This window comes from Nocardia sp. NPDC058666, assembly GCF_042714895.1.
In the GTDB taxonomy this organism is placed as follows: Bacteria; Actinomycetota; Actinomycetes; order Mycobacteriales; family Mycobacteriaceae; genus Nocardia.
In genome coordinates this window covers 389,964-412,266 of sequence record NZ_JBHXRY010000005.1, presented here as the reverse complement: position 1 = coordinate 412,266, position 22,303 = coordinate 389,964, and the positions used below count along the sequence as shown (strand labels likewise).

At 68.0% G+C, this 22,303-nt stretch carries 22 protein-coding genes; 17 read left to right on the top strand and 5 right to left on the bottom strand.

The genetic code is table 11. From position 1 onward, the window contains the following. Nucleotides 1-82: 82 nt before the first annotated feature. Nucleotides 83-718: a TetR/AcrR family transcriptional regulator gene (locus ACFWVD_RS15775; RefSeq protein WP_379243224.1), complete on the bottom strand. Its 636-nt coding sequence runs from the start codon at nt 716-718 to the stop codon at nt 83-85. A gap of 128 nt (nt 719-846) precedes the next feature. Here ACFWVD_RS15775 and ACFWVD_RS15770 point away from each other — a divergent pair, with 128 nt between their 5' ends. From ACFWVD_RS15770 to ACFWVD_RS15745, 6 genes are all read left to right on the top strand, one after another. Then, entirely contained in the window at nt 847-1,998 is a 1,152-nt protein-coding gene (locus ACFWVD_RS15770) for an acyl-CoA dehydrogenase family protein (protein ID WP_379243222.1), read from the top strand. A gap of 16 nt (nt 1,999-2,014) precedes the next feature. Then, complete coding sequence (locus ACFWVD_RS15765; RefSeq protein WP_379243220.1) at nt 2,015-2,764, top strand: SDR family oxidoreductase; 750 nt, start codon at nt 2,015-2,017, stop codon at nt 2,762-2,764. Nucleotides 2,765-2,780: 16 nt separating this feature from the next. Continuing rightward, nucleotides 2,781-3,938: an acyl-CoA dehydrogenase family protein gene (locus ACFWVD_RS15760; protein ID WP_379243218.1), complete on the top strand. Its 1,158-nt coding sequence runs from the start codon at nt 2,781-2,783 to the stop codon at nt 3,936-3,938. After that, nucleotides 3,935-5,134, top strand: a complete 1,200-nt coding sequence (gene pcaF, locus ACFWVD_RS15755; RefSeq protein WP_379243216.1) for a 3-oxoadipyl-CoA thiolase — start codon at nt 3,935-3,937, stop codon at nt 5,132-5,134. Before ACFWVD_RS15760 ends, pcaF begins: the two co-directional genes overlap by 4 nt. A gap of 99 nt (nt 5,135-5,233) precedes the next feature. Next, complete coding sequence (locus ACFWVD_RS15750) at nt 5,234-6,727, top strand: long-chain fatty acid--CoA ligase (RefSeq protein WP_379243214.1); 1,494 nt, start codon at nt 5,234-5,236, stop codon at nt 6,725-6,727. Then, nucleotides 6,724-7,179 carry a MaoC family dehydratase gene (locus ACFWVD_RS15745; protein ID WP_379243212.1) on the top strand — a complete coding sequence of 152 codons (456 nt, stop codon included), beginning with the start codon at nt 6,724-6,726 and terminating at the stop codon, nt 7,177-7,179. The genes ACFWVD_RS15750 and ACFWVD_RS15745 overlap by 4 nt, the downstream gene beginning before the upstream one ends. Nucleotides 7,180-7,290: 111 nt before the next feature. Here ACFWVD_RS15745 and ACFWVD_RS15740 read toward each other — a convergent pair whose 3' ends face one another. After that, a complete protein-coding gene (locus ACFWVD_RS15740) occupies nt 7,291-7,596 on the bottom strand; it encodes an MTH1187 family thiamine-binding protein (protein ID WP_379243210.1) in 306 nt (101 codons plus the stop codon). Between the two features lie 98 nt (nt 7,597-7,694). Here ACFWVD_RS15740 and ACFWVD_RS15735 point away from each other — a divergent pair, with 98 nt between their 5' ends. From ACFWVD_RS15735 to ACFWVD_RS15705, 7 genes are all read left to right on the top strand, one after another. After that, on the top strand, nt 7,695-8,690 hold the full coding sequence (locus ACFWVD_RS15735) for a helix-turn-helix transcriptional regulator (RefSeq protein WP_379243209.1): 996 nt from the start codon (nt 7,695-7,697) through the stop codon (nt 8,688-8,690). Next, complete coding sequence (locus ACFWVD_RS15730; RefSeq protein WP_379243207.1) at nt 8,687-9,664, top strand: helix-turn-helix transcriptional regulator; 978 nt, start codon at nt 8,687-8,689, stop codon at nt 9,662-9,664. The genes ACFWVD_RS15735 and ACFWVD_RS15730 overlap by 4 nt, the downstream gene beginning before the upstream one ends. Next, on the top strand, nt 9,661-10,689 hold the full coding sequence (locus tag ACFWVD_RS15725) for a 2-dehydropantoate 2-reductase (protein WP_379243205.1): 1,029 nt from the start codon (nt 9,661-9,663) through the stop codon (nt 10,687-10,689). Before ACFWVD_RS15730 ends, ACFWVD_RS15725 begins: the two co-directional genes overlap by 4 nt. A 91-nt stretch (nt 10,690-10,780) precedes the next feature. Then, nucleotides 10,781-11,050 (top strand): Sec-independent protein translocase subunit TatA, encoded by a 270-nt coding sequence (gene tatA / locus ACFWVD_RS15720; RefSeq protein WP_379243203.1) that lies wholly within the window; start codon nt 10,781-10,783, stop codon nt 11,048-11,050. A 90-nt stretch (nt 11,051-11,140) separates the two neighbouring features. Further along, nucleotides 11,141-12,094, top strand: a complete 954-nt coding sequence (gene tatC, locus ACFWVD_RS15715; protein ID WP_379243201.1) for a twin-arginine translocase subunit TatC — start codon at nt 11,141-11,143, stop codon at nt 12,092-12,094. 3 nt (nt 12,095-12,097) lie between these two features. Next, nucleotides 12,098-14,797, top strand: a complete 2,700-nt coding sequence (locus tag ACFWVD_RS15710; protein ID WP_379243199.1) for a DEAD/DEAH box helicase — start codon at nt 12,098-12,100, stop codon at nt 14,795-14,797. Nucleotides 14,798-14,917: 120 nt separating this feature from the next. Continuing rightward, a complete protein-coding gene (locus ACFWVD_RS15705) occupies nt 14,918-15,712 on the top strand; it encodes a DUF4333 domain-containing protein (protein WP_379243198.1) in 795 nt (264 codons plus the stop codon). Between the two features lie 64 nt (nt 15,713-15,776). On the opposite strand, the gene ACFWVD_RS15700 is transcribed toward ACFWVD_RS15705, so the two are convergent. Next, nucleotides 15,777-16,751, bottom strand: a complete 975-nt coding sequence (locus tag ACFWVD_RS15700; RefSeq protein ID WP_379243196.1) for a 5'-3' exonuclease H3TH domain-containing protein — start codon at nt 16,749-16,751, stop codon at nt 15,777-15,779. A gap of 124 nt (nt 16,752-16,875) precedes the next feature. On the opposite strand from ACFWVD_RS15700, the gene ACFWVD_RS15695 reads away from it, so the two are divergent. Beyond that, entirely contained in the window at nt 16,876-18,003 is a 1,128-nt protein-coding gene (locus ACFWVD_RS15695; protein WP_379243194.1) for a M24 family metallopeptidase, read from the top strand. 16 nt (nt 18,004-18,019) lie between these two features. Here ACFWVD_RS15695 and ACFWVD_RS15690 read toward each other — a convergent pair whose 3' ends face one another. Next, the gene (locus ACFWVD_RS15690; protein ID WP_379243192.1) at nt 18,020-18,418 is read right to left on the bottom strand and encodes a TIGR03618 family F420-dependent PPOX class oxidoreductase; all 399 of its coding nucleotides are present in this window, start codon (nt 18,416-18,418) and stop codon (nt 18,020-18,022) included. A 62-nt stretch (nt 18,419-18,480) separates the two neighbouring features. Between ACFWVD_RS15690 and ACFWVD_RS15685 the strand changes: the two genes are divergently transcribed. The 3 genes from ACFWVD_RS15685 (at nt 18,481) to ACFWVD_RS15675 (ending at nt 21,465) form a co-directional block, all read left to right on the top strand. Next, a complete protein-coding gene (locus ACFWVD_RS15685; protein ID WP_379243190.1) occupies nt 18,481-19,230 on the top strand; it encodes an SDR family NAD(P)-dependent oxidoreductase in 750 nt (249 codons plus the stop codon). After that, a complete protein-coding gene (cbiE, locus tag ACFWVD_RS15680; protein WP_379243188.1) occupies nt 19,209-20,459 on the top strand; it encodes a precorrin-6y C5,15-methyltransferase (decarboxylating) subunit CbiE in 1,251 nt (416 codons plus the stop codon). The genes ACFWVD_RS15685 and cbiE overlap by 22 nt, the downstream gene beginning before the upstream one ends. Before the next feature lie 253 nt (nt 20,460-20,712). Next, the gene (locus ACFWVD_RS15675; protein WP_379243333.1) at nt 20,713-21,465 is read left to right on the top strand and encodes a cobalt-precorrin-6A reductase; all 753 of its coding nucleotides are present in this window, start codon (nt 20,713-20,715) and stop codon (nt 21,463-21,465) included. Between the two features lie 90 nt (nt 21,466-21,555). On the opposite strand, the gene ACFWVD_RS15670 is transcribed toward ACFWVD_RS15675, so the two are convergent. After that, nucleotides 21,556-22,098, bottom strand: coding sequence for a PadR family transcriptional regulator (locus ACFWVD_RS15670; RefSeq protein WP_379243186.1), 543 nt, complete (start codon nt 22,096-22,098; stop codon nt 21,556-21,558). Between the last annotated feature and the right edge of the window lie 205 nt (nt 22,099-22,303).

Sequence of the window (22,303 nt, the reverse complement as noted above, 5' to 3'; positions counted from 1 at the left end):
AGACGGGGGGACCAACGACAGAACCGGTGGCGCATGGGAGCGAATGCGTAGGTGCCACCGGTTCCGTCGTGTGTAGGGGCGGTCAGTCCGCGGTGACCACGGTCGCATAGGTGGCGGACAGGCCCGCGATGAAGGCGTTCAACGCCAATTCGAAACTGTCGTCATCGATTTCGTCGGCGATCGCGCGCAACAGGTGCGCCTGGTTCAGGTGCGGGTACCGGTCGCGATAGACCTGCACGTCATCGGCGAAACCGCCGGCGAACGAGCCGACCGTGGAACCCATCACCAGGTAGCGGGTGGCCGCACCGATCATGGTCGCGTAGCGCGGGGGCCAGCCCGCGCCGACCAGACCACCGTGCACGGCATCGGCCGCGCGCAGGTTCTCCGCGCGTCGGCCGGGGCCGGTCGCGAGATACGGCACGAAATTCGGGTGGGTGGCCAGGGCGGTGCGGTAGCTGCGCGCCCAGTCCGCCAGGGCTGCGTCCCAGCTCATGGTGCCGAACGCCGACGTGTCGACCGTTCGCATGATGCCCGCGGCGATCTCGTCGAACAGTTCGTCCTTGTTCGGATAGTGGCCGTACAGCGACGCCGCCTGCACGCCCAGTTCCGCGCCCAGCTTGCGCATGGAGACCTCGGACAGGCCGTCGCGGTCGATCAGCACCAGTGCGGCGTCGCGAATGCGCTCGCGGCTCAACAGCGGTACGCGCGGCCTTGCCATGCGCCACTCCATCTCTCGTCGGGAAACGAACCGTATCACCGATGGCGAAAACGACCCTTGATTAACCGAACGGCGTTAGGCTACGGTGCCCGAGTAAACCTAACGCCGTTTGGTTCAGGAGTTGTTCCGTGGATTTCCAGATCACGCCCGCACAGTCTGACCTGCGCGAACTCGCCCGCACCTGGGTGGACAAAGAAGTCGTGCCCTACGCCGCGCAGTGGGACCGCGACGAGTCGGTCGACCCGGCGATCGTCGGAAAGCTCGGGGCGCTGGGCTTCCTCGGGATCGGGATCGACGAGGAATACGGCGGTTCCGGCGGCGACACCTTCGACTACTGCCTGCTGCTCGAGGAACTGGGGCGCGGTGACAGCGCGGTGCGCGGCATCGTGTCGGTGTCGCTGGGATTGTTCGGCAAGTCGGTGGCCGCGTACGGCACCGAAGAGCAGAAGATGCGGTTCCTGCCCGGAATCTGCGCCGGTGAACGGCTGGGTTGCTTCGCGTTGACCGAACCCGGCACCGGTTCGGATGCCGCGAGCCTGGACACCCGCGCCACCCGTGACGGGTCGGATTGGGTCATCTCCGGCACCAAGATCTTCATCACCAACGGCACCTGGGCCGATATCGCGCTGGTGTTCGCGCGCACCGGGGGACCGGGGCCCAAAGGTGTCACCGCGTTCCTGGTGCCCACGGACACACCGGGTTTCGGCCGCACCGAGATCAAGGGCAAGCTCGGTTTGCGCGGCCAGGCCACCGCCGAACTCGTCTTTGACCAGGTTCGCGTGCCGGATTCTTTGCGCCTGGGCGAGGAGGGTCAGGGGTTCCGGATCGCGATGGGCGCGCTGGACAAGGGGCGCATCGGTGTCGCGTCCGGCTGCGTCGGCGTGGCCCGTGCCTGCCTCGAGGCGTCGGTGCGCTACGCCGGTGAACGCGAACAGTTCGGCAAGCCGATCGCGGGCTACCAGCTGGTCCAGGAACTGCTGTCCGACATCGCCGTGGAAACCGACGCCGCACGCCTACTCGCTTGGCGCGCAGCCGATCTCGCCGATCGGGGTGAATCGTTCGGCACCGCCGCGTCAATGGCCAAACTGTTCGCCTCCGAAGCCGCGGTCAAAGCCGCCAACAACGCGATCCAGGTGTTCGGCGGGTACGGCTACATCGACGAATACCCCGTCGCCAAGTATTTGCGCGACGCTCGCGTGCTGACCCTCTACGAGGGCACCACCCAGATTCAGAAACTGCTCATCGGTCGCGCCCTCACCGGCGTGAATGCCATTGTCTGACACAGGAGTACACGCAATGACCAAAACTGCCTTCGTCACCGGCGGTGCACGCGGCATCGGCGCCGCCACCGCCGCCAAGCTGGCCGCCGACGGATTCGCCGTCGCGGTAGTCGATCTCGACGCCGACGCCGCGGTGGCCGCCGCCGAGAAGATCAACGCCGACGGCGGCACCGCGATCGGCCTCGGTTGCGATGTCGCCGACGAGGCGCAGGTGAACGCCGCGGTGGCGCGCACCGTCGCCGAGCTCGGCTCGCTGGACGTGCTGGTGAACAACGCCGGTGTGCTGCGCGACAACCTGCTGTTCAAGATGTCGGTCGAGGACTGGGACACCGTCATGGCGGTGCACCTGCGCGGTGCGTTCCTGTGCAGCAAGGCGGCGCAGAAGCACATGGTCGACAATGGCGGCGGCGCCATCGTCAACACCTCGAGTGTCTCGGCGCTGGGCAACCGTGGCCAGGCCAACTACGCCGCGGCCAAGGCCGGCATCCAGGGCCTGACCCGCACTCTCGCCATGGAATTGGGCCCGTTCGGCATCCGCGTCAACGCCGTGGCACCCGGCTTCATCGTCACCGAGATGACCGCCGCCACCGCCGAACGCATGGGCATCACCTCCGAGGTCATGCAGGCCAAGACCGCCGAGATCACCCCGCTGCGTCGCGTCGGCCAGCCCGCCGACATCGCCAATGTGGTCGCCTTCCTCGCCTCTGACAACGCCGGATTCGTCACCGGACAGACCGTGTACGTCGACGGCGGACGCCGTCTCTGATTTTCGGAGAAACATCATGCAGAGAACAGTTTTCAACGAAGAGCACGAAGCCTTCCGCAAGACCGCGCGCGCGTTCATCGAATCGCAGGTCACCCCGGTCTACGACCAGTGGTACGAAGCAGGCATCGTCCCGCGCGAGTTCTACAGCAAGCTGGCCGACCTTGGCGTGTTCGGGATCGAGGTGCCCGAGGAATACGGCGGCGCCGGCATCGAATCGTTCAAGTTCCAGGCGATCTTGTTGGAGGAAACCACCCGCGCCGGTGTGTCTTTCGGCGGTTCGGGTGTGCACGTGGGCCTGTGCCTGCCGTACCTGAAGAACCTGGCCACCGAAGAACAGAAGCAGCGCTGGTTGCCGGGATTCGTCTCGGGCGAGATCATGTTCGCGATCGCGATGACCGAGCCCAGCACCGGTTCCGACCTGGCCGGAATGCGCACCACCGCAAAGCTTTCCGAAGACGGCACGCACTACGTGCTCAACGGGTCCAAGACCTTCATCACCGGTGGCGTGCACGCCGACCGGGTGATCGTGTGCGCACGCACCGCCCCGCCGTCGGAAACCGATCGCCGCCACGGCATTTCGCTGCTCGTGGTCGACACCAAGTCGCCCGGCTACGCGGTGGGTCGCAAGCTGGACAAGCTGGGCCTGAAGGTGTCCGACACCGCCGAACTGTCCTTCACCGACGTGCGGGTCCCGGTCGCGGACCTGCTGGGCGAAGCGAACAAGGGGTTCAGCTACCTGGGGCAGAACCTGCCGCAGGAACGCCTGTCCATCGCCATCGGCGCCTACGCCCAGGCCAAGGCCGCGATCCGTTTCACGCTCGAATACACCAGGGGCCGTACCGTTTTCGGTCAGGCGGTCGCGCAGTTCCAGAACACCAAGTTCGAACTGGCCGCCTGTCAGGCCGAGGTCGACGCGGCCGAAGCGGTCGTGGACCGGGCCCTGGAAGCCCTCGATCGCGAGGAGCTCACCGCCGCCGACGCGGCCTCGGCCAAACTGTTCTGCTCCGAGGTGGCCTCACGGGTGATCGACCGCTGCCTGCAGCTGCACGGCGGCTACGGGTACATCAACGAGTACCCGGTGGCGCGGCTGTACGCGGACAACCGGGTGAACCGGATCTACGGTGGCACCAGCGAGGTGATGAAGATGATCATCGCCAAGGACATGGGCTTGTGACGGGCACCGCGTACCTGGTCGACGGGATTCGCACGCCCTTCGGCCGCTATGGTGGAGCGCTGGCCGGTGTTCGCCCCGATGATCTTGCCGCGCACGTGATTTCGGATCTGATGAAACGGCTGCCGGGTGTGGACTTCGGTGCTGTCGATGATGTGGTGTTCGGCTGTGTGAATCAGGCAGGCGAGGACAACCGCAACGTCGCGCGGATGGCCTCGCTGCTGGCGGGGCTTCCCGTGACAGTGCCCGGCGTGACGGTCAACCGGCTGTGCGCTTCGGGTCTCGATGCCGTGGGTTACGCGGCCAGGGCGATTCGGGCCGGTGACGCGGATCTGATGATCGCCGGTGGGGTGGAATCGATGACCAGGTCGCCGTATGTCATGGCGAAAGCTGGTGCGGCATGGGATCGTTCGCCGCAGATAGTCGACACCACCATCGGGTGGCGGTTCGTGAATCCGCGGATGCACGCGCAGTACGGCACCGACACCATGCCCGAAACGGCGCAGAACATCGCCGACGAATACGGCATCGCTCGTGCCGATCAAGACGCGTTCGCGTTGCGGTCGCAGCAGCGCGCGGCGGCCGCGATCGCGCGGGGCAGGCTCGCCCGTGAGATCACCGCGGTGCCGGTGCCGCAACGTCGAGGTGAACCGGTGCTGGTGGATCGCGATGAGCATCCGCGCGAGACCAGTGCCGAGTCGCTGGCGGCGTTGCGGGCGGTGGTGCCCGGTGGGTCCGTCACCGCGGGTAACTCCTCGGGGATCAACGACGGTGCCGCGGCGCTGTTGATCGCCTCCGAAGATGCCGTTCGCCGGTACGGACTGACTCCGCTCGCCCGGATCGGGGCGGTCGCCGCTGCCGGTGTCGCGCCGCGCACGATGGGCATGGGGCCGGTTCCCGCCGTCGAAAAACTGCTCGCCAGAACAGGTTTGGGCCTCGGCGAGATCGACGTGTTCGAACTCAACGAAGCCTTCGCCGCGCAGGCGCTCGGTGTGTTGCGTGGGCTGGGCCTGCCCGATGACGCCGACCACGTCAACCCCAACGGCGGGGCGATCGCCCTGGGCCATCCGCTGGGAGCCAGCGGGGCGCGCCTGGCGCTGACCGCCGCGCTGGAACTGGAAGAACGCGACGCCCGCCATGCCGTCGCCACCCTGTGCGTGGGTGTCGGCCAGGGACTCGCCGTACACCTTCACCGTTGACCGGTGCGGTGATCGCGAACAGCGCCTCGATGCTCGCGATCACCGCCTCGCCGCGCAACAGCACTGTCTCGCCATCGCTGTCGAAACCCTAGGAATCTCGTGAACGCCACTCTCTCCCTGGCGAGCATCCTCGCCGAACCCGCCCGCCGACGCCCCCACCACCTCGCGCTCGTGGAAGGCGAACAGCGCATCACCTTCGCCGACCTGTGGCAGCAGGCCCGCGAACAAGCCGGTGCCCTGATCGCCCGCGGCGTGAAACCCGGTGACCGCGTGGCACTGCTGTGCCCCAACACCGCCGACTTCCCCCGCGCCTACTTCGCCATCCTCGCCGCGGGCGCCACCGTGGTGCCGGTGCACCTGCTGCTCACCGCACCCGAGATGGAATACGTGCTGCGCGACAGCGGCGCGTCACTGCTGATCTGCCACCCGATCGTCGCCGCGAACGGCACCGAAGCCGCCGCCGGTGCGGGAATCGGGGTAGTTGCGCCCGATGAGCTTGTCGGCGAAGCCATTTCGAACTACCTGTCGCGCAGCCCCCTCGACACCGCCGTTGTCTTCTACACCAGCGGCACCACCGGCCAGCCCAAAGGCGCCGAACTGAGCCACCTCAACATGGTCATGTGCGCGACCGTGAACACGTTCGACGCCAACGAGATTCACCGCGACGACATCACCCTCGGCGCGCTGCCGCTGTTCCACGTATTCGGGCAGACGGTGTCGATGAACTCGCACTGGCGCGCCGGCGGCACCCTGGTGCTCATGCCCAGATTCGATGCGGCAACGGCTGTTTCGTTGATGGTGGCCGAAAAGGTCAACATCTTCCACGGCGTGCCCACCATGTATCTGTCGCTGATCGAGGCCGCCGCGAACGCGCCGGAACTGCCGCCGCTCAAACTCGCGATCAGCGGTGGTGCGGCGCTTCCCGTCGCGGTCCTAGAGGATTTCGAACGGCTGTACGGTGCGCAGGTGCTCGAGGGGTACGGCCTGTCGGAAACCTCGCCGACCGCCACGGTCAACCAGCCGGTCTACGGCGTCGAAGCGGGCACCGTCGGACATCCGGTGTGGGGTGTGGACGTCGAGATCGCCGATCCGAACGTCGTCGACCGCATCGACATGCTGCCCATCGGTGAAGTCGGCGAGGTCGTGGTGCGCGGACACAACGTGTTCAGCGGCTACACCGGCAGGCCCGAAGCCACCGCCGCGGCCGTGATCGACGGCTGGTTCCGCACCGGCGACCTGGGCACCCGCGACAAGACCGGCCGGGTGCGCATCGTGGACCGGATCAAGGAGATGATCCTGCGCGGCGGCTTCAACGTGTACCCCACCGAGGTCGAAGGCGCCCTGATCCGGCACCCGAACATCGCCCAGGTCGCGGTGATCGGCGTGCCCGACGCGCACTACGGTGAGGAAATCGTGGCGGTCGTGGTGCCCGACGGCGAGGTGACCGAGCAAGAAGTGATCGACTTCGCCAAACTGCAAGTAGCCAAATACAAGTACCCGCGCCGAGTCGAATTCGTCACCGAACTACCCCTCGGCCCCACCCACAAGGTGCTCAAGCGCGAACTGCGCCAACGTTTCGGAGGAGCGGCATGACCACGGACTTCCCTGATATCGACGCCCTGCGCGCCGCCGTCGGCCTCGAACTGGGCCCCAGCGACTGGATCACCGTCGACCAACGCCGCATCGACCTGTTCGCCGAAGCCACCGGCGACCACCAGTGGATCCACGTGGACCCCGACCGCGCCGCCGCGGGCCCCTACGGCACCACCATCGCCCACGGCTTCCTCACCCTGTCCCTGATCGTGCCCATGACCCAAGAAATCATGAGCGTCAGCGCAGCGAAAGCCGGCATCAACTACGGCCTGGACAAAGTCCGCTTCCTCACCCCCGTCCCCGTCAACAGCCGAATCCGAGCCCACCTCACCCTCACCAAGGTCACCGAAGTCCCCACCGGCGTCCAAATCCACCGCCACGTCTCCGTAGAACTGGAAAACGCCCCCCGCCCAGCCTGCGTAGCCGACTCCATCGCCCGCTGCGTGTTCTGAGGTCCTTCGCGGCGAGCGCGCCGGCCCCACGCCGACCGCTCGCTGCGACGGTGCAGTCGCGGTAGCGAAAGTGTTTTACGCACAGTCGAATTCGACGCTGCGGAAGCAGGGTTATCCGTCGGCCAGGTAGCGGTCGATGGTTTCGACCTTGGTGTCGAGGGCGTTGGTGACGCCGGGGCGGATGTCGGCTTTGAGGACCAGGCTGCAGCGGGGGGAGGTGGTGAGGATGGCGTCGGTGGCGGATTTGATCACCGCCATGACTTCGTCCCACTCGCCTTCGATGGTGGTGAACATCGCGTCGGTGCGGTGGGGCAGGCCGGAGGCGCGGACTACGCGGATGGCTTCGGCTACGGCGTGGCCGACGGAGCCGTCGGCGTCGGAGGTTCCACTGGGGGCTACGGAGAAGGCGACGAGCATCGTGGTCCTTTCGGGTGGGTGGGTTCCATGGTCGCGCAGGCGGGCTCAACTGTGCGCCGACGCGCGGGGGAACGGGTGCGACCATTACCCTCTATCGGGTGGCGATATCCAAGGTCGAGCGGCTGATGAATCTGGTCATCGCGCTGCTGTCGACCAGGCAGTTCCTGAGTGCGGAGCGCATTCGCACCAGCGTGGCCGGTTACGAGGACTCCGGGACCGACGACGCGTTCAGCCGGATGTTCGAACGGGACAAGAACGAACTGCGCGATCTGGGCATTCCCCTCGAAGTCGGTCCGGTGGGGCGGTTCTCGACGTTGGAGGGGTACCGGATCAACCGGGACGCCTACGAACTGCCCGACATCGACCTGTCCAGTGAAGAGGCCGCCGCGGTCGCTGTCGCGGTGCAGATGTGGGCGTCGCCGGAGCTGGCGGGCGCGGCCGAGGGCGCGTTGCTGAAGCTGCGCGCCGCCGGGGTCACCGTCGAAACCGACAACGTCGGAGTGTCGGTGCCCGCCGTGCCCGCGCGCACCCGCGGCTCGGAACCGGTGTTGCGGGCACTGCTGGCGGCCATCGACGCGGGGCAGGCGGTGCGCTTCGGCCATCACAGCGCCGTCACCGACCCGTTCGTGACCCGCGATGTCGAACCGTGGGGCGTGGTGACCCGGCACGGACGCTGGTACCTGGTGGGACACGACCGCGAACGTGACGCCGTGCGCACCTTCCGACTGTCACGGATCGGCGGCCAGGTCCAGGCCTACGGACCGCACAACGTCGTGCACAAACCCGACCACACCGACCTGCGCGCGATCGTGGACCGCGTCACCGGCGACACCCCGGTCACCGGCTCGGCCACGGTCTGGGTCGCCAAGGGCCGCGGTCGCGAACTGCGCCGCATCGGCACCGAAGTCGACACCCGCGACCTGGGCGGACGCCCCGGCTCGGTCCTGGAAGTACCTGTGCGCTCCCGCGACTGGGTGGCACGGCTGATCACGGGCCTCGGCCCCGATGTCCTGGTTCTCGAACCACCGGAACTGCGCGCCGACGTGATGAACCGGCTACGGTCGGTACTGCACCACACGGAGGTCAACTCGTGAGTTCGCGCCTGTCCCTACGTCTTTCGCGCCTGTTGAACATGGTGCCGTACCTGCTCGCGCACCCGGGCATCAGCGCCGCCGAGGCCGCCGCCGAACTGGGCGTGACCACCAAACAGCTGATGAGCGACCTGAATCAGCTGTGGATGTGCGGGCTTCCCGGCTACGGTCCCGGCGATCTGATCGACCTGTCGTTCTCCGAGGAGAGCATCGAGGTCACCTTCTCCGCCGGCATCGAACGCCCGCTGCGCCTGACCTCCACCGAGGCCACCGCCCTGCTGGTGGCCCTGCGCTCGATCGTGGAAATGCCCGGCATGGTCGACCCGACCGCCGCGCACGCCGCCATCGCCAAGATCGAATCCGCGATCGCCAGCACCGACGCCGTGGTCGAACCCGCGCAAATCCCCGTCGAGAAGCCCGCGGTGGCCACCGTGCGCGCGGCCCTCGCCGACGCGCGAACCCTGCGCCTGGTCTACTACTCGGCCAGCCGCGACGAGGTGTCCGAACGCATCGTCGACCCGATCCGCGTGGTGTTGGTGGACAACAACAGCTACCTGCAGGCCTGGTGCAGGCAAGCCGAAGGCGTGCGCCTGTTCCGGTTCGACCGGATCGAAGACGCCACCGAACTCGACGAACCCGCGCACCCGCCCAGCCACGCCGCCGCCGACGCGGCCGCGCTTGACCTGTTCCAGGACGACCCGGACGTGCCACTGGCCACACTGCGCATCCGCGCCGACTACGCGTGGGTGCTGGATCAATACCCCATGCACCGCATCCAATCGCGTCCCGACGGCAGCATCGACGCCGGTATGCGGTTCGCCTCGCCGGACTGGATGGCCCGACTGCTGCTGGGCTTCGGCACCGGCGTCACCGTGCTGGGCCCACCCGAACTGGTGGCCGCGGTCCGCGACCGCGCCGACGCCGCACTGGCCGCCTACGCGGCCGCCGGACTGGTAGGGGAGACCGAACCCGCGTGAGTCAGCGAGTACTGGTCCTCGGCGCCGGCAGCGTCGGGGTTTTCATCGGCGGACACCTGGCCGCCGCGGGCATGGAAGTGATCTTCGTGGGCCGTCAGCGGATCCTCGACGACATCGCCGAACACGGCCTGCGCCTGACCGACCTGGACGGCGGCTCGACCGAAGTCCCACCCGACCGCTTCGGCCTGGCCCTGGAACCCGACGAACCCGAACTGGCCGACCTGGTCCTTGTCACCGTGAAATCCGCCGACACCGCCGCCGCCGTGCGCGCGGTCTCGGGCCGATTACGTCCGGGCACGCCGGTGGTGAGCCTGCAGAACGGCATCGGCAACGCCAGCCTGATCAGGGAGATCCTGCCCACCAGCGTGGCACTGGCCGGGATGGTCATGTTCAACGTGGTGCATCGCGGCCGCGGATGTTTCCACCGCGCCAGCGACGGCGTGCTGGCGATCCAGGACGACCAGATCGTCGACCGGTTCGCTGACCGCTTCGAAGCCGCCGGGCTGCCGTTGCGTCGCCACCGCGACCTGCGCCCGGTCCAGTGGGCCAAGTTACTGCTGAATCTGAACAACCCGATCAACGCGCTGTCGGGCAGGCCGCTGCGCGAGGAACTCGCCGAACGTGACTACCGCCGCTGCCTCGCGCTGGCCCAGTCCGAAGCCCTCGCGGTGATGAACACTGCGCGAATTCGGCCCGCCGCGCTCACTCCTGTGCCCCCCGAGTTGATGGTGCATCTGCTGCGCGTGCCCGACCCCGTTTTCCGGCGGGTGTTCGGTCGGGTGTTGGCCATCGACCCGCTCGCGCGTTCGTCGATGGCCGATGATCTCGCGCTGGGTCGCCGCACCGAAATCGCGTGGTTGTGCGGGGAAATCGTGCGCCTGGGCGAGATGGTGGGGCGTCCGACACCGGTCAACCGGCGGCTGACGGAGCTGATCCGGATCGCCGAATCCGGCGACACCGCGCGGTTCACCGGAAGCCGGTTGTTTGCCGAGCTGACCGGGGCGATGGCGGCCGCGCGGGGTTGAACGCGTGGCGAACACCGCTTCGGCCGGACAGTCACCGGGGTTCGATCCCAGGTAGGATTGGTAATCACCACATCTTTGGAGGTATCTGATAATGGGCTCGTTCAGTTGGACGCACCTGCTGATCATCGCGGTGCTGTTCGTACTGCTCTTCGGCGCGAAGCGGCTCCCGGACGCCGCGCGCGGCCTGGGCCGTTCGCTGCGCATCTTCAAGAGCGAGGTCGGGCAGATGCAGGCGGAATCGGCGGCAACCGATGCCCCCGCGACCCCGGCCACCCCCGCGCCGCCGCAGCAGCTGTCCGCATCGGCGACGCAGGCGCAGACCCCGATCGTGGAACCGCAGCAGGGACACAAAACCCTCTGAGCTGCGCATCGACCCCGGGGCGGTAGCCACTGCTCCGGGGTGAAGTGCTGTGTAGTCGACCGAACCGAGGGTTAGAGGCCACCACCCACCATGCGCATCCCGTTCGATCCCCGGCGCGCCAAGCGCAGGACGAATCCCGACGGCACCATGTCGTTGGTCGAGCACCTGCAGGAACTGCGCACCCGGTTGCTGTTGGCACTGGCCGCGATCGCGGTCACCACACTGATCGGCTTCTACTGGTACGCGCACACCCTGTTCGGGCTGGAAAGCCTGGGCGAGATCCTGCGCGGCCCCTACTGTGCGCTGCCCGCGTCGGCGCGCGCGAGCCTGAGCCCCGACGGTGCCTGCCGGTTGCTGGCGACCGGACCGTTCGACCAGTTCATGCTCCGGTTGAAGGTGGGTTTCACCGCGGGCGTGGTCATCGCGACACCGTTCTGGCTGTATCAACTGTGGGCGTTCATCACCCCCGGCCTGTACGCGAAGGAACGCAAGCTCGCGGTCGGTTTCGTGGTGACGGGCACCGTGCTGTTCGTGTCGGGCGCGGTCCTGGCGTACGTGGTGGTCTCGCACGCGTTGTCGTTCCTGTTGACCATCGGTGACAACGTCCAGATCACCGCGCTGAGCGGTAACCAGTACTTCGGTTTCATCATCCAGTTGCTGATCATCTTCGGTGTCAGTTTCGAGACACCGTTGATCGTGATCGGCCTGAACCTGGTCGGGGTGCTGCCCTACGTCAAGCTCAAGGCGTGGCGGCGCGGGATGATCTTCGGGCTGTTCGTGTTCGCCGCGATCGTGACACCGCAGGACCCGTTCTCGATGCTGGCGCTGGCATTGGCGCTGACCGTGCTGTTCGAGTTCGCCGTGCAGTTCTCGCGCATCAGCGACGCCCGCAAGGCGCGCCGGGAAGCCAAGGACGGCTGGGGCGCGCTCGACGACGAGGAAGCCTCCCCGCTGCCCACCCCCGATCCGGTGTCCACCGCCGATCCGGTGGACGACCCGCAGAAATCCACGCGCCCGGTGTCGGACTACTCCGATACGCTCTGACATGTGACCGACTCTCCGGGGCTGCCCAGCGAACTGGCGAAATTCGCCGGTGAAATCTCCTTCGATCTGGACCCCTTCCAGCGCACCGCGTGTGCGGCCCTGGAAGAGGGCCACAGCGTGCTGGTCTGCGCCCCCACCGGTGCGGGCAAGACGATCGTGGGCGAGTTCGCCGTGCACATGGCGATGGCCTCGGGCGGAAAGTGCTTCTACACCACCCCGATCAAGGCATTGTCGAACCAGAAGTTCGCCGACCTGACCGCCCGCTACGGGCGCGACAGTGTCGGCCTGCTCACCGGTGACCAGTCGATCAACCCCGGTGCGCCGGTGGTCGTGATGACCACCGAGGTGCTGCGCAACATGCTCTACGCGTCCTCGGATTCGCTGCAGGGGCTGTCGTATGTGGTGATGGACGAGGTGCACTACCTGGCCGACCGGTTCCGCGGCGCGGTGTGGGAGGAAGTGATCCTGCACCTGCCCCCGGACGTGCGGCTGGTGAGCCTGTCGGCCACGGTGTCCAACGCCGAGGAGTTCGGTGCGTGGATGGAGACCGTGCGCGGTGACACCGCGGTCGTGGTCGACGAGACCAGGCCGGTGCCGCTGTCGCAGCACGTGATGGTCGGCAAGCGCATGTTCGACCTGTTCGACAACAAGTCCAGCGATCGCAAGATCGTGGTCGACGAAGATCTCGTGCGGTTCATCCGCCAGCGCGAGAACGCCGACCGCATGCACGGCTACGGCGGCCCGCGCGGACGTGGCGGGCGCGGCGGCAACTTCCGACCGCTGCCGCGACCCGACGTGCTCGCGCGGCTGGACGAGGAAAACCTGCTGCCCGCGATCACGTTCATCTTCAGCCGCGCGGGCTGCGACGGCGCACTGGCCCAGTGCCTGCGCGCGCGCCTGGACCTGAGCCGCCCCGGTGACGCCGAGCAGATCGAGGCGATCATCGAAAAGCACACCGGCGACCTGCCCAAGGACGACCTGGAAATCCTGGGCTACTGGGAGTGGCGCGACGCGCTGCACCGCGGGCTGGCCGCCCACCACGCCGGAATGCTGCCGGCCTTCCGGCACACCGTGGAAGAACTGTTCGTCAAGGGCATGGTGCGCGCGGTGTTCGCCACCGAAACCCTGGCGCTGGGCATCAACATGCCCGCGCGCACGGTGGTGCTCGAGCGGTTGGTGAAGTACAACGGGGAAACCCACGCCGAGCTCACGCCGGGTGAGTACACCCAGCTCACCGGTCGCGCGGGGCGGCGCGGTATCGATGTCGAGGGTCACGCGGTGGTGCTGTGGCAGCCCGAGGTCGACACCAGCGCGGTCGCCGGGCTCGCCTCCACGCGCACCTATCCGCTGCGCAGTTCGTTCAAGCCCGGTTACAACATGTCGATCAACCTGATCGACCGGATGGGCGCCCAGGAGGCACGCACCCTGCTGGAACGGTCGTTCGCGCAGTTCCAGGCCGACCGGTCGGTGGTGGGTTTGGTGCGTGGCATCGAGCGCAACGAAGGCGCACTGCGCAAACTCGAGAGTCAGCTCGGGGGCGTCGACGGCAAGTTCATGGAGTACATGGCCCTGCGCGACCGAATCAAGCAGCGCGAGCGCGAAATCCAACAGCAGGGCCGGTCCGACCGACGCGGTGCGGCGGTGAAGGCACTGATCGAATTGCGTCGCGGTGACGTGGTCGCGATTCCGGTGGGCAAGCGTGCGGGCCTTGCGGTGATTCTCGAACCCGACCAGACACCGGGGGACCCGCGTCCACTGGTGTTGACCGAAGACCATTGGGCCGGAAGGGTTTCCGCGGCGGATTTCCCTGAACCCGCCGAAGCGCTGGGGCGGATGGATCTGCCGCGACGCGTCGATCACCGGACCGCGCGCATTCGCCGCGATCTGGCCTCGGCGTTGCGGAGCACCGGAATTTCCACTCCGCGCAGGGGCAAGCGGACTGAACGGGTGCGCGGTGGCGAAGATCGTCAACTGTCGACCTTGCGGCGCAGTCTGCGTTCGCATCCCGCGCACGACCGTCCCGATCGGGAGCAACTCGGCCGCGTCGGCGAGCGGTATACACGCCTGGCACGCGAGACCGAGACGATGCGCCAGAAGGTTGCCGCGACCACGAATTCGTTGGCGCGCACCTTCGATCGGATCGTGGGACTGCTCGAGGAACGCGGCTTCGTCGCGCACGGTGAGGTGACCGCGGAAGGCAGGCGACTGGCCCGGATCTACGCCGAAAGCGACCTGGTCGTCGCGGAAGCGCTGCGGCAGGGATTGTGGCGCGGACTAGGCCCGGCCGAACTGGCCGCGGTGGTGTCCACGCTGGTCTTCGAGTCGCGGCAGGAGACCGGCCCGCTCACCCCCGCTGGCCCCACCGACCCCATCCGACGGGCGATCGCGGCCACCATCGAAGTGTGGTCGGACCTGCGCGCCGACGAAGCGCGACACAAGCTTCCGCCCACCCGCGAACCCGACCTGGGGTTCGTCACCGGGGTGTACAAATGGGCGCGCGGTGACGCGTTGGCCGAGTCGTTGCTGGCCAGCGGCGACCCGGGCACCACGATGTCGGCCGGCGATTTCGTGCGGTGGTGCAGGCAGGTGATCGACCTGCTCGATCAGATCCACAACACCGCCGACGACCCCGAGATCGCGTCCACCGCGGCCAAGGCGGTCCGGGCGGTGCGGCGGGGTGTCGTCGCGGTGGACGCCGCGTAGTCGGTACGTCTGTGATTTGATTTCTTCGCGTACCGACCGTGAGGCGGATGTCGTGCGAATGCGGCAGGCCCGGCGCGGGGGGCTACCGTATGAACTAATGATGCGAGTGGAGGCGAGTGGATGAGCGGCCCTTACGGACCGAACAACCCCGGGGAGGGGAATAACGACCCCACCCAGCACTGGGGGGGTCAGCAGGGGGCCGGTGGCGCCGGTCCCACCCAACATTGGGGTGGCGGGGCACAACCGCCGCAGCAGGGCGCACAGCCGCCGCAGCAAGGCGTACAGCCCACCCAGCAGTGGGGTGACCCGAACGCGCCGCAGCCCAATCAGCAGCAGCCGCAGCAGCAATGGGGACAACAGCCCCAGCAGCCGCAGCAGCAGTGGGGTCAGCCGCAGCACGGTGGCGTGCCGCCGCAGCAGGGCACCGGCCCACAGCAGCAGTGGGGTCAGACCCAGCCGCCGCCGCAGGACTGGAACAACCAAGCCGCACAGCCGCAGTGGGGGCAGCAGCCCGCACCGCAACAGCAGTGGGGCCAGCAGCCCGCGCCGCAGCAGCAGTGGGGGCAGCAGCCCGCACCGCAGCCGCAGCAGGCCGCCGGTGCCAAGAAGGGTAAGGGCCTGATCATCGGGCTCGGCGTGGCGGGCGTGCTCGTGGTCGCCGCCGTGATCGCCCTGCTGGTGGTGCTGCTGTCGTCGGATGAACTCGACAATGCGGCTGTGCAAGACGGTGTTTCGCGCGTGCTGAAGGACTCCTACGGCATCGCCGACGTGTCCGATGTCAGCTGCCCGTCGGGTCAGGCCGTGGAGGTCGATGCGACCTTCACCTGCGACCTGAAGGTCAGCGGCGAGGCGAAGAAGGTCACCGTCAAGATCACCAAGGAAGACGGCACCTACGAGGTCGGTCGACCGAACTAGGTTGCCGCACCGAGTTTGCCGGGCCGTCCGCGAATTTTGCGGGCGGCCCGGACTCGTTTCCGGTTCAGTCGGTGCCGGCCTTGGCCAAGGCGGTGACCAGGCGGGCGATCGGGCTTTCGGCGTTGTACGCGGTGGCCAGCGCGCGCAGCCGGTCCGGGTCAATGGGAGTGGCGGGCAAGATATCCGGGCCCGACAGCACGACGTCGGCGTCGCGGACCACCCGTACGACCGGGGCGGCGACCTTCAGATAGTCCTGCGCGGCAACGAGTTTCGCGCGCACACCCTTGGCGATATCGGAACCGGGATCGGCGACCGCGGCCATCAACGCGTCCAGCGAGCCGAATTTCGTGATCAGCTGGGCGGCGGACTTGTCGCCGATGCCCGCCACGCCGGGCAGACCATCGGAGGCGTCGCCGCGCAAGGTGGCCATATCGGCGTAGGCCGGGCCCGCATTCTGTTCGGGCACACCATATTTCGCCGACAGCTCGGCGGGACCGAATAGTTCGGCCTTGGCCAAGCCACGGCCGACGTAGAGCACCCGGACCGGCGGCGCGGGGTCGTCGCGCACCAATTGCAACAGGTCGCGGTCGCCGCTGACCACCACGACGGGGTCGGTGCGTTCCCGGCTGGCGAGGGTGCCCAGCACATCGTCGGCCTCGAGGCCCGCCGCGCCGCCGGTGGCGATCCCGGCCGCGTCCAGGACCTCGAGGATCATCGCGACCTGCGGGGTGAGCGTGTCGGGCACCTCTTCGGCGCCCGGTGCGGCGGCGGTGCTGGTGTCGAGGCGATGCGCCTTGTACGAGGGCACCAGCGCCACCCGGAACGGCGGCCGCCAATCCAGATCCAGGCCCACCACGAGCCTGCTGGGCCGGTGCTTGGTGATCAAAGAGGCCACCATGTCGGTGAATCCGCGCACCGCGTTCACCGAACGTCCTTCGGCGTCGCGGAGTTTGTCAGGGATCCCGTAGTACGCGCGGAACCACAGGCTGGCGCCATCGAGGATCAACAGGGGTCCGCGGGTGCTCTCGTCAACGGTCACACCGGAGATTGTGCACCGAGCCACCGACAATCCTGCGGTGGCAGTGCTCAGGCACGTCGCTCGTTGCTCGGTGTCGGTCGGGCTGCCGATCCCGCGAGCGGTCGGGCGGGTAACGTCGGATCTCATGAGTGCGCACACGGAGGCCAGGTTCGAGGCGAAGGTTTACGGGCAGCGGCTGGAACGGGCCGTGGAATTGATGCGGGCGGCGAGTTTGGACGCCCTGCTGATCACCCCCGGACCCGACCTGCGCTACCTGATCGGGTCGGCGGCGGAATCCTTCGAACGGCTCACCTGCCTGGTGATCCCCGCCGACGGATCGACACCGTCGGTGATCATCCCGAAACTCGAACTCGCCGCACTGGCCGATTCCGCGGCCGGCGAACTGGGCCTGCGGGTGCTGGACTGGGTCGACGGCGTCGATCCGTACCAGCTCGTGCGCTCGACCCTGCACGCCGGTTCGCGCATCGCGGTCGCCGACGCCATGCCCGCCCTGCACCTGATCCCCCTGGCCCAGGCCACCACCGGGCTGCCCGCCTCGGCCACACCGGTGCTGCGCCAGTCGCGCATGATCAAAGACGACGCCGAGATCGACGCACTGCGCCGCGCCGGTGCCGCCATCGACCGGGTGCACGCGCGAATGGGCGAATTCCTGCGCGCGGGACGCACCGAGGCCGAGGTGGCCGCCGACATCACCGCCGCGATCATCGACGAAGGCCACACCGAGGCGGCGTTCGTCATCGTCGGCAGCGGCCCGCACGGCGCCGACCCGCACCACGAGGTCTCCGATCGCGTGATCGAACCCGGTGACGTGGTCGTCATCGACATCGGCGGCCCCGTCGAACCCGGCTACTACTCCGACTCCACCCGCACCTACGTGCTGGGCACCCCGAGCCCACAGGTCGTCGAGCAGATGGCTGTCCTCGAAGCCGCCCAGGCCGCTGCCGTGGCCGCTGTCCGACCCGGCGTGACCGCGGAATCCATCGACGCGGCCGCGCGCACCGTGCTCGCCGACGCGGGCCTGGGCGACGCCTTCATCCACCGCACCGGGCACGGCATCGGCCTGTCGGTGCACGAGGAGCCCTACATCGTGGCGGGCAACGACATGGTGCTCGAGCCCGGCATGGCGTTCAGCATCGAACCGGGGATCTACTTCCGCGGCCAATGGGGCGCGCGGATCGAAGACATCGTGGTGGTCACCGAGGACGGTGTGGAGTCGATGAACAACCGGCCGCACGGTCTGACCGTGCTGTAAACGGTTCGCGCACAGGCTATTTCAGGGTTCCCGACGACAGCACCCGCCGCACCTGAATCGCGACGACGACGCGGGTAGGGTTCTCGCGCGGCACCCGGTAGCGCTGCGTGTAGCGGCGCACAGCCTCCGCGACGTCGGCGCTGTCGTCCAGCACCGTCGCCGGACCCTCGAGGGTGATCCACCGCGCCCCGTCGACCTGGCTCACCGCCGCATACCCACCGCGCCCGGCATTGCGCGCCTTCACCGACGCGCCGTCGGTGATCACGCGCGCGATCCCGCTCTCGGGATCCCACGTGAATCCCACCGCGACCACGTGCGGAGTGCCGTCGGCGCGCAAGGTGGTCAGCGTGGCCAGGTGTCGCTGCGTGACGAATTCGAGCGCGGCGGGGGACAGCTGGACGGTCGTGGTCGGCATGTCCGAAACGGTAGCCGCACCGGCTGAGATCGGTGGAATCGACCGGATGACACACTGGCACTATGGGAAAGCAGAACGACGGGCCGGTGCTGGTCCTGGGTGGGCGCAGTGAGATCGGCCTGGAAGTGGCGCGCAGGCTGGCACCCGGACGCGTGGTGATCCTGGCCGCCCGCCGCGCCGACGCACTGGACGCCGAGATCGAGCAGCTGCACGCGGCGGGCGCGGCAGCGGTCCACACCGCGGAATTCGACGCCGACGAGACCGCCACCCACGCACCCCTGCTGGAAAAGCTCGCCGCCGAACACGGCGGTATCGCCACCGCCGTCCTGGCGTTCGGCATTCTGGGCAACCAGGATCGGGCCGAGCAGGATCCCGCGCACGCGGTAGCCGTCGTACACACCGACTACGTCGCCCAGGTCAGCGTCCTGACGACCTTGGCGAACCTGATGCGCGCACAGGGCAGCGGCCAGATCGTCGTTTTCAGCTCCATCGCGGGCGTACGCGTGCGCCGGGCCAACTACGTCTACGGTTCGGCCAAAGCGGGCCTGGACGGCTTCGCCAGCGGCCTGGGCGACGCCCTGCACGGCACCGGCGTCCAACTGCTGCTGGTCCGATCGGGCTTCGTGATCGGCCGCATGACCACCGGCATGGACCCGGCGCCGATGTCCAGCACCCCCGACCAGGTCGCCGACGCGGTGGTCGCCAGCCTCGACAAGGGCGCCACCCGAGTCGCCATCCCCGGCCGCCTGGCCCTGGCCTTCTTCGTGATGCGTCTGCTCCCGCAATCGGTGTGGCGTCGGATGCCGCGTTGACCGAGCACTGGTCAGGTCACCCGGTCGTGGTAGCCGGGATCGGTGCCGACGGCTGGTCCGGACTGGGGGAGACGGTCCGGGCAGCTCTCGCCGACTGCGACGTGGTGTTCGGATCCGCACGCCAGCTGGCACTGCTCCCACCCAGCGAAGCCGAACGCGTCCCGTGGCCCACACCCCTGCTCCCCGCACTACCGGAGTTGTTCGCGCGCAACGCCGATCGCCGCATCGGCGTGCTGGCCAGCGGCGACCCCATGTTCTACGGAATCGGCGTGACCCTGGCCCGCAGGTTCGGCCCCGCGGCCCTGCGCGTGTTCCCGCAGCCCTCCTCGGCATCGCTGGCCTGCGCGCGACTGGGCTGGCCGCTGGCCGAAACTCCGGTCGTGAGCGTGGTTGCCCGACCATTGCCCACCATCGTGCCCGAATTGTCCGATGGTCGTCGCATCCTCGTCCTCAGCGAAGACCAGAACACGCCGAGTAGGGTCGCGGAATTGCTGCGCGACAACGGTTTCGGCGCCTCGACACTGACCGTGCTGGAACAACTCGGCGGCCCCACCGAACACCTGCGCACCGCCCCCGCCGCGCACTGGCCGCACCCACCGGGTGACCCACTCAACATCGTCGCCATCGACTGCCACGCCGACCCCGACACCCGCCGCGACACCCGCCTGCCCGGCCTGGCCGACACCGCCTTCACCGGCGACGGCCAACTCACCAAGGCCGAGGTCCGCGCCCTCACCGTCACCGCCCTGGCGCCCACACCGGGGGAAATGCTGTGGGATATCGGCGGCGGCTCGGGCAGTATCGCCATCGAATGGTGCCGCACGCACCCGCTGTGCCGCGCGGTCTCCTTCGAACGATTGCCCGCTCGCCGGGAACAAATCGCGACCAATTCCGTCGCGCTCGGCGTCCCGGGAATAACGATCCGCGGTGAAGTGAGCTCAGAGTTAGCCGAAGAAATGATCCCGGCGCCCGATGCGATATTTCTCGGCGGCGGCCTCACCCAGGACGGCATGTTCGACCGCTGCTGGCAGCGCCTGCGCCCCGGCGGCCGCCTGGTGGCCAATGCCGTCACTGCGGAATCGGAAGCGCTGCTACTCGAGTGGTCTGCCCGGTTCGGCGGCAGCCTGCGAAAATTTCAGATCTATCGCGGCGAACCGCTGGGCGGGTTCACGGCCTGGCGACCACACTTGCCGGTGGCCCAGTGGATTGTCAGAAAACCCGCTGGTTGACCGTGTGCGGGCCCGCCCGCCCGATCACGATCAGATCACGCGCAGATCACGATGAATCCGTTCCCGCAGGGTCCGCGGGCCGTAAAAGTTTCGGACCCCACGTGTAGAACGATCGGCTCGGGGGTAGGGTCGTTGCCGTTCCGGGTAATCCCTCGGTTCGGTTTTCCGTGATGGAGAGTTACATGAAGTACTCGAAGTTCGATAGCAGTGTTTGTCAAGGCGATACCCGTTCCGCTGATGTCGGAGGGGTGTCCTGAGAGTTCTGATCCTCGGCGGCACCAGTGAGGCCAGGGAGTTGGCGCGCGTAGCGTCCGGAGAGCGTGGACTCGACATCGTGTCGTCGCTTGCCGGGCGGGTCGCCAATCCGCGGCTTCCGGTCGGCGCGGTCCGCGTAGGTGGTTTCGGTGGTGTCGAGGGCCTCCGAACCTGGTTACGCGAGAACGCGATCGACGCTGTCGTGGACGCGACACATCCCTTCGCTGCGCAGGTCAGCGCGCACGCGGCCACCGCCGCGGCCGATCTGGACATTCCCGCGCTGCACGTGCGCCGCCCCGAGTGGGTGCAGCGGCGCGGTGATCTGTGGACCCGTGTGCCCGATCTGGAGTCGGCAGCCGCGGCGCTGAGCGCGCAGGACGAGCAGGTTCTGCTGACCATCGGCCGTCAGGGTGTCGGCGCGTTCACCGGGTGCACGGGGCACCGTTTCGTCATCCGCTCCATCGACGCGCCCGAGGTGCCGCTGCCGCCGCGTTCGCAACTGCTGCTGGCACGTGGGCCGTTCACGTTCGACGAGGAACTGGTGTTGATGTCGCGTCATCGCATCGATGTGCTGGTCACCAAGAACAGTGGTGGACAGCAGACCGAAGCGAAGATCTTCGCCGCGCGCACGGCCGGTCTGCCGGTGATCATGATCGACCGGCCGCCGCTGCCCGCGGGTGCGCACGCGGTGGCGCAGGTGAGCGAGGCCGTCGACTGGCTGCGCGAGTCCGCGTCGCATCGCGTGCGCTGACCTGCGCGGGTCGAACCGCGGGTCCTTGCACCGTCCGCATCGATGCGGTCTACGAGATCGACGCGGCCGGCCGTCGGCGCCGGGATCAGCTCAGTGCGGGGTGGACGCGGTGAAGATCGTGGGCAACTGGTCGAACCAGTGCAGCACCGCCCGCTCGTAGGCGATACCGAATTCGAGGGTGGCGCGCTGGTGCGGTGCCAGGGCGGTCTCGTCCTCGTCGAGGTAGCGGTCGAGGCGATCCTGGTGAATGTTCTTGTTGGCGGCGATGATTCGATCGCGGTGCGCAGGCTCGAGATGCTCGCCGAACGACAGCGTGAGCAGCAGCGGCACCCGGATGGTTTCTGCGCCGGGATCGCGGCTGATCCACTCCGCGAACGCATCACGTCCGACATCGGTGATCCGGTAGGGCGTGCGTTCCCTGGCGCCGCGTTCACCCTTGGTCACCAGGCCCGCGGCGTCCATCGTGGACAGCTCGCGATAGACCTGGCTTTGCGTGATGGTCCAGAAGTCGCCGATGCGTTGCTGGGCCTGCGTGGCCAGGTCCCAGCCCGATCTCGGGCCCTCGTGCAGGAACCCCAGTAGCGAGGCCGCGGTGGAGTTCAGCGGGCGGCGTCGAGTCTCGGTGTCGGTCAACGGTCAACTCCCTTCGAACTACATTCCTGTGTGGAATGTTACGCCTGGGTGCGCGGTCCACCAATCATGACCGGTTGCGGTGTGTTCGCCGGGAGCGGGGTGCGGGGGGGGGGGGTTTCATTTTGCGCGCCCACCCCCCCACACACTTTCCCCCTCCCCCTCCCCCACCCCCCCACCCCCCCAAAATCACACCCCGAGGACAAAG

Excerpts from the sequence above, each read along its gene's own strand:
- ACFWVD_RS15705 (WP_379243198.1), top strand. The coding sequence starts at position 14,918 with ATGAGCGGCCCTTACGGACCGAACAACCCCGGGGAGGGGAATAACGAC.
- ACFWVD_RS15765 (WP_379243220.1), top strand. The coding sequence starts at position 2,015 with ATGACCAAAACTGCCTTCGTCACCGGCGGTGCACGCGGCATCGGCGCC.
- ACFWVD_RS15695 (WP_379243194.1), top strand. The coding sequence starts at position 16,876 with ATGAGTGCGCACACGGAGGCCAGGTTCGAGGCGAAGGTTTACGGGCAG.
- ACFWVD_RS15745 (WP_379243212.1), top strand. The coding sequence starts at position 6,724 with ATGACCACGGACTTCCCTGATATCGACGCCCTGCGCGCCGCCGTCGGC.
- tatA (WP_379243203.1), top strand. The coding sequence starts at position 10,781 with ATGGGCTCGTTCAGTTGGACGCACCTGCTGATCATCGCGGTGCTGTTC.
- ACFWVD_RS15685 (WP_379243190.1), top strand. The coding sequence starts at position 18,481 with ATGGGAAAGCAGAACGACGGGCCGGTGCTGGTCCTGGGTGGGCGCAGT.
- ACFWVD_RS15690 (WP_379243192.1), bottom strand. The coding sequence starts at position 18,418 with ATGCCGACCACGACCGTCCAGCTGTCCCCCGCCGCGCTCGAATTCGTC.
- ACFWVD_RS15760 (WP_379243218.1), top strand. The coding sequence starts at position 2,781 with ATGCAGAGAACAGTTTTCAACGAAGAGCACGAAGCCTTCCGCAAGACC.
- ACFWVD_RS15740 (WP_379243210.1), bottom strand. The coding sequence starts at position 7,596 with ATGCTCGTCGCCTTCTCCGTAGCCCCCAGTGGAACCTCCGACGCCGAC.
- tatC (WP_379243201.1), top strand. The coding sequence starts at position 11,141 with ATGCGCATCCCGTTCGATCCCCGGCGCGCCAAGCGCAGGACGAATCCC.
- ACFWVD_RS15775 (WP_379243224.1), bottom strand. The coding sequence starts at position 718 with ATGGCAAGGCCGCGCGTACCGCTGTTGAGCCGCGAGCGCATTCGCGAC.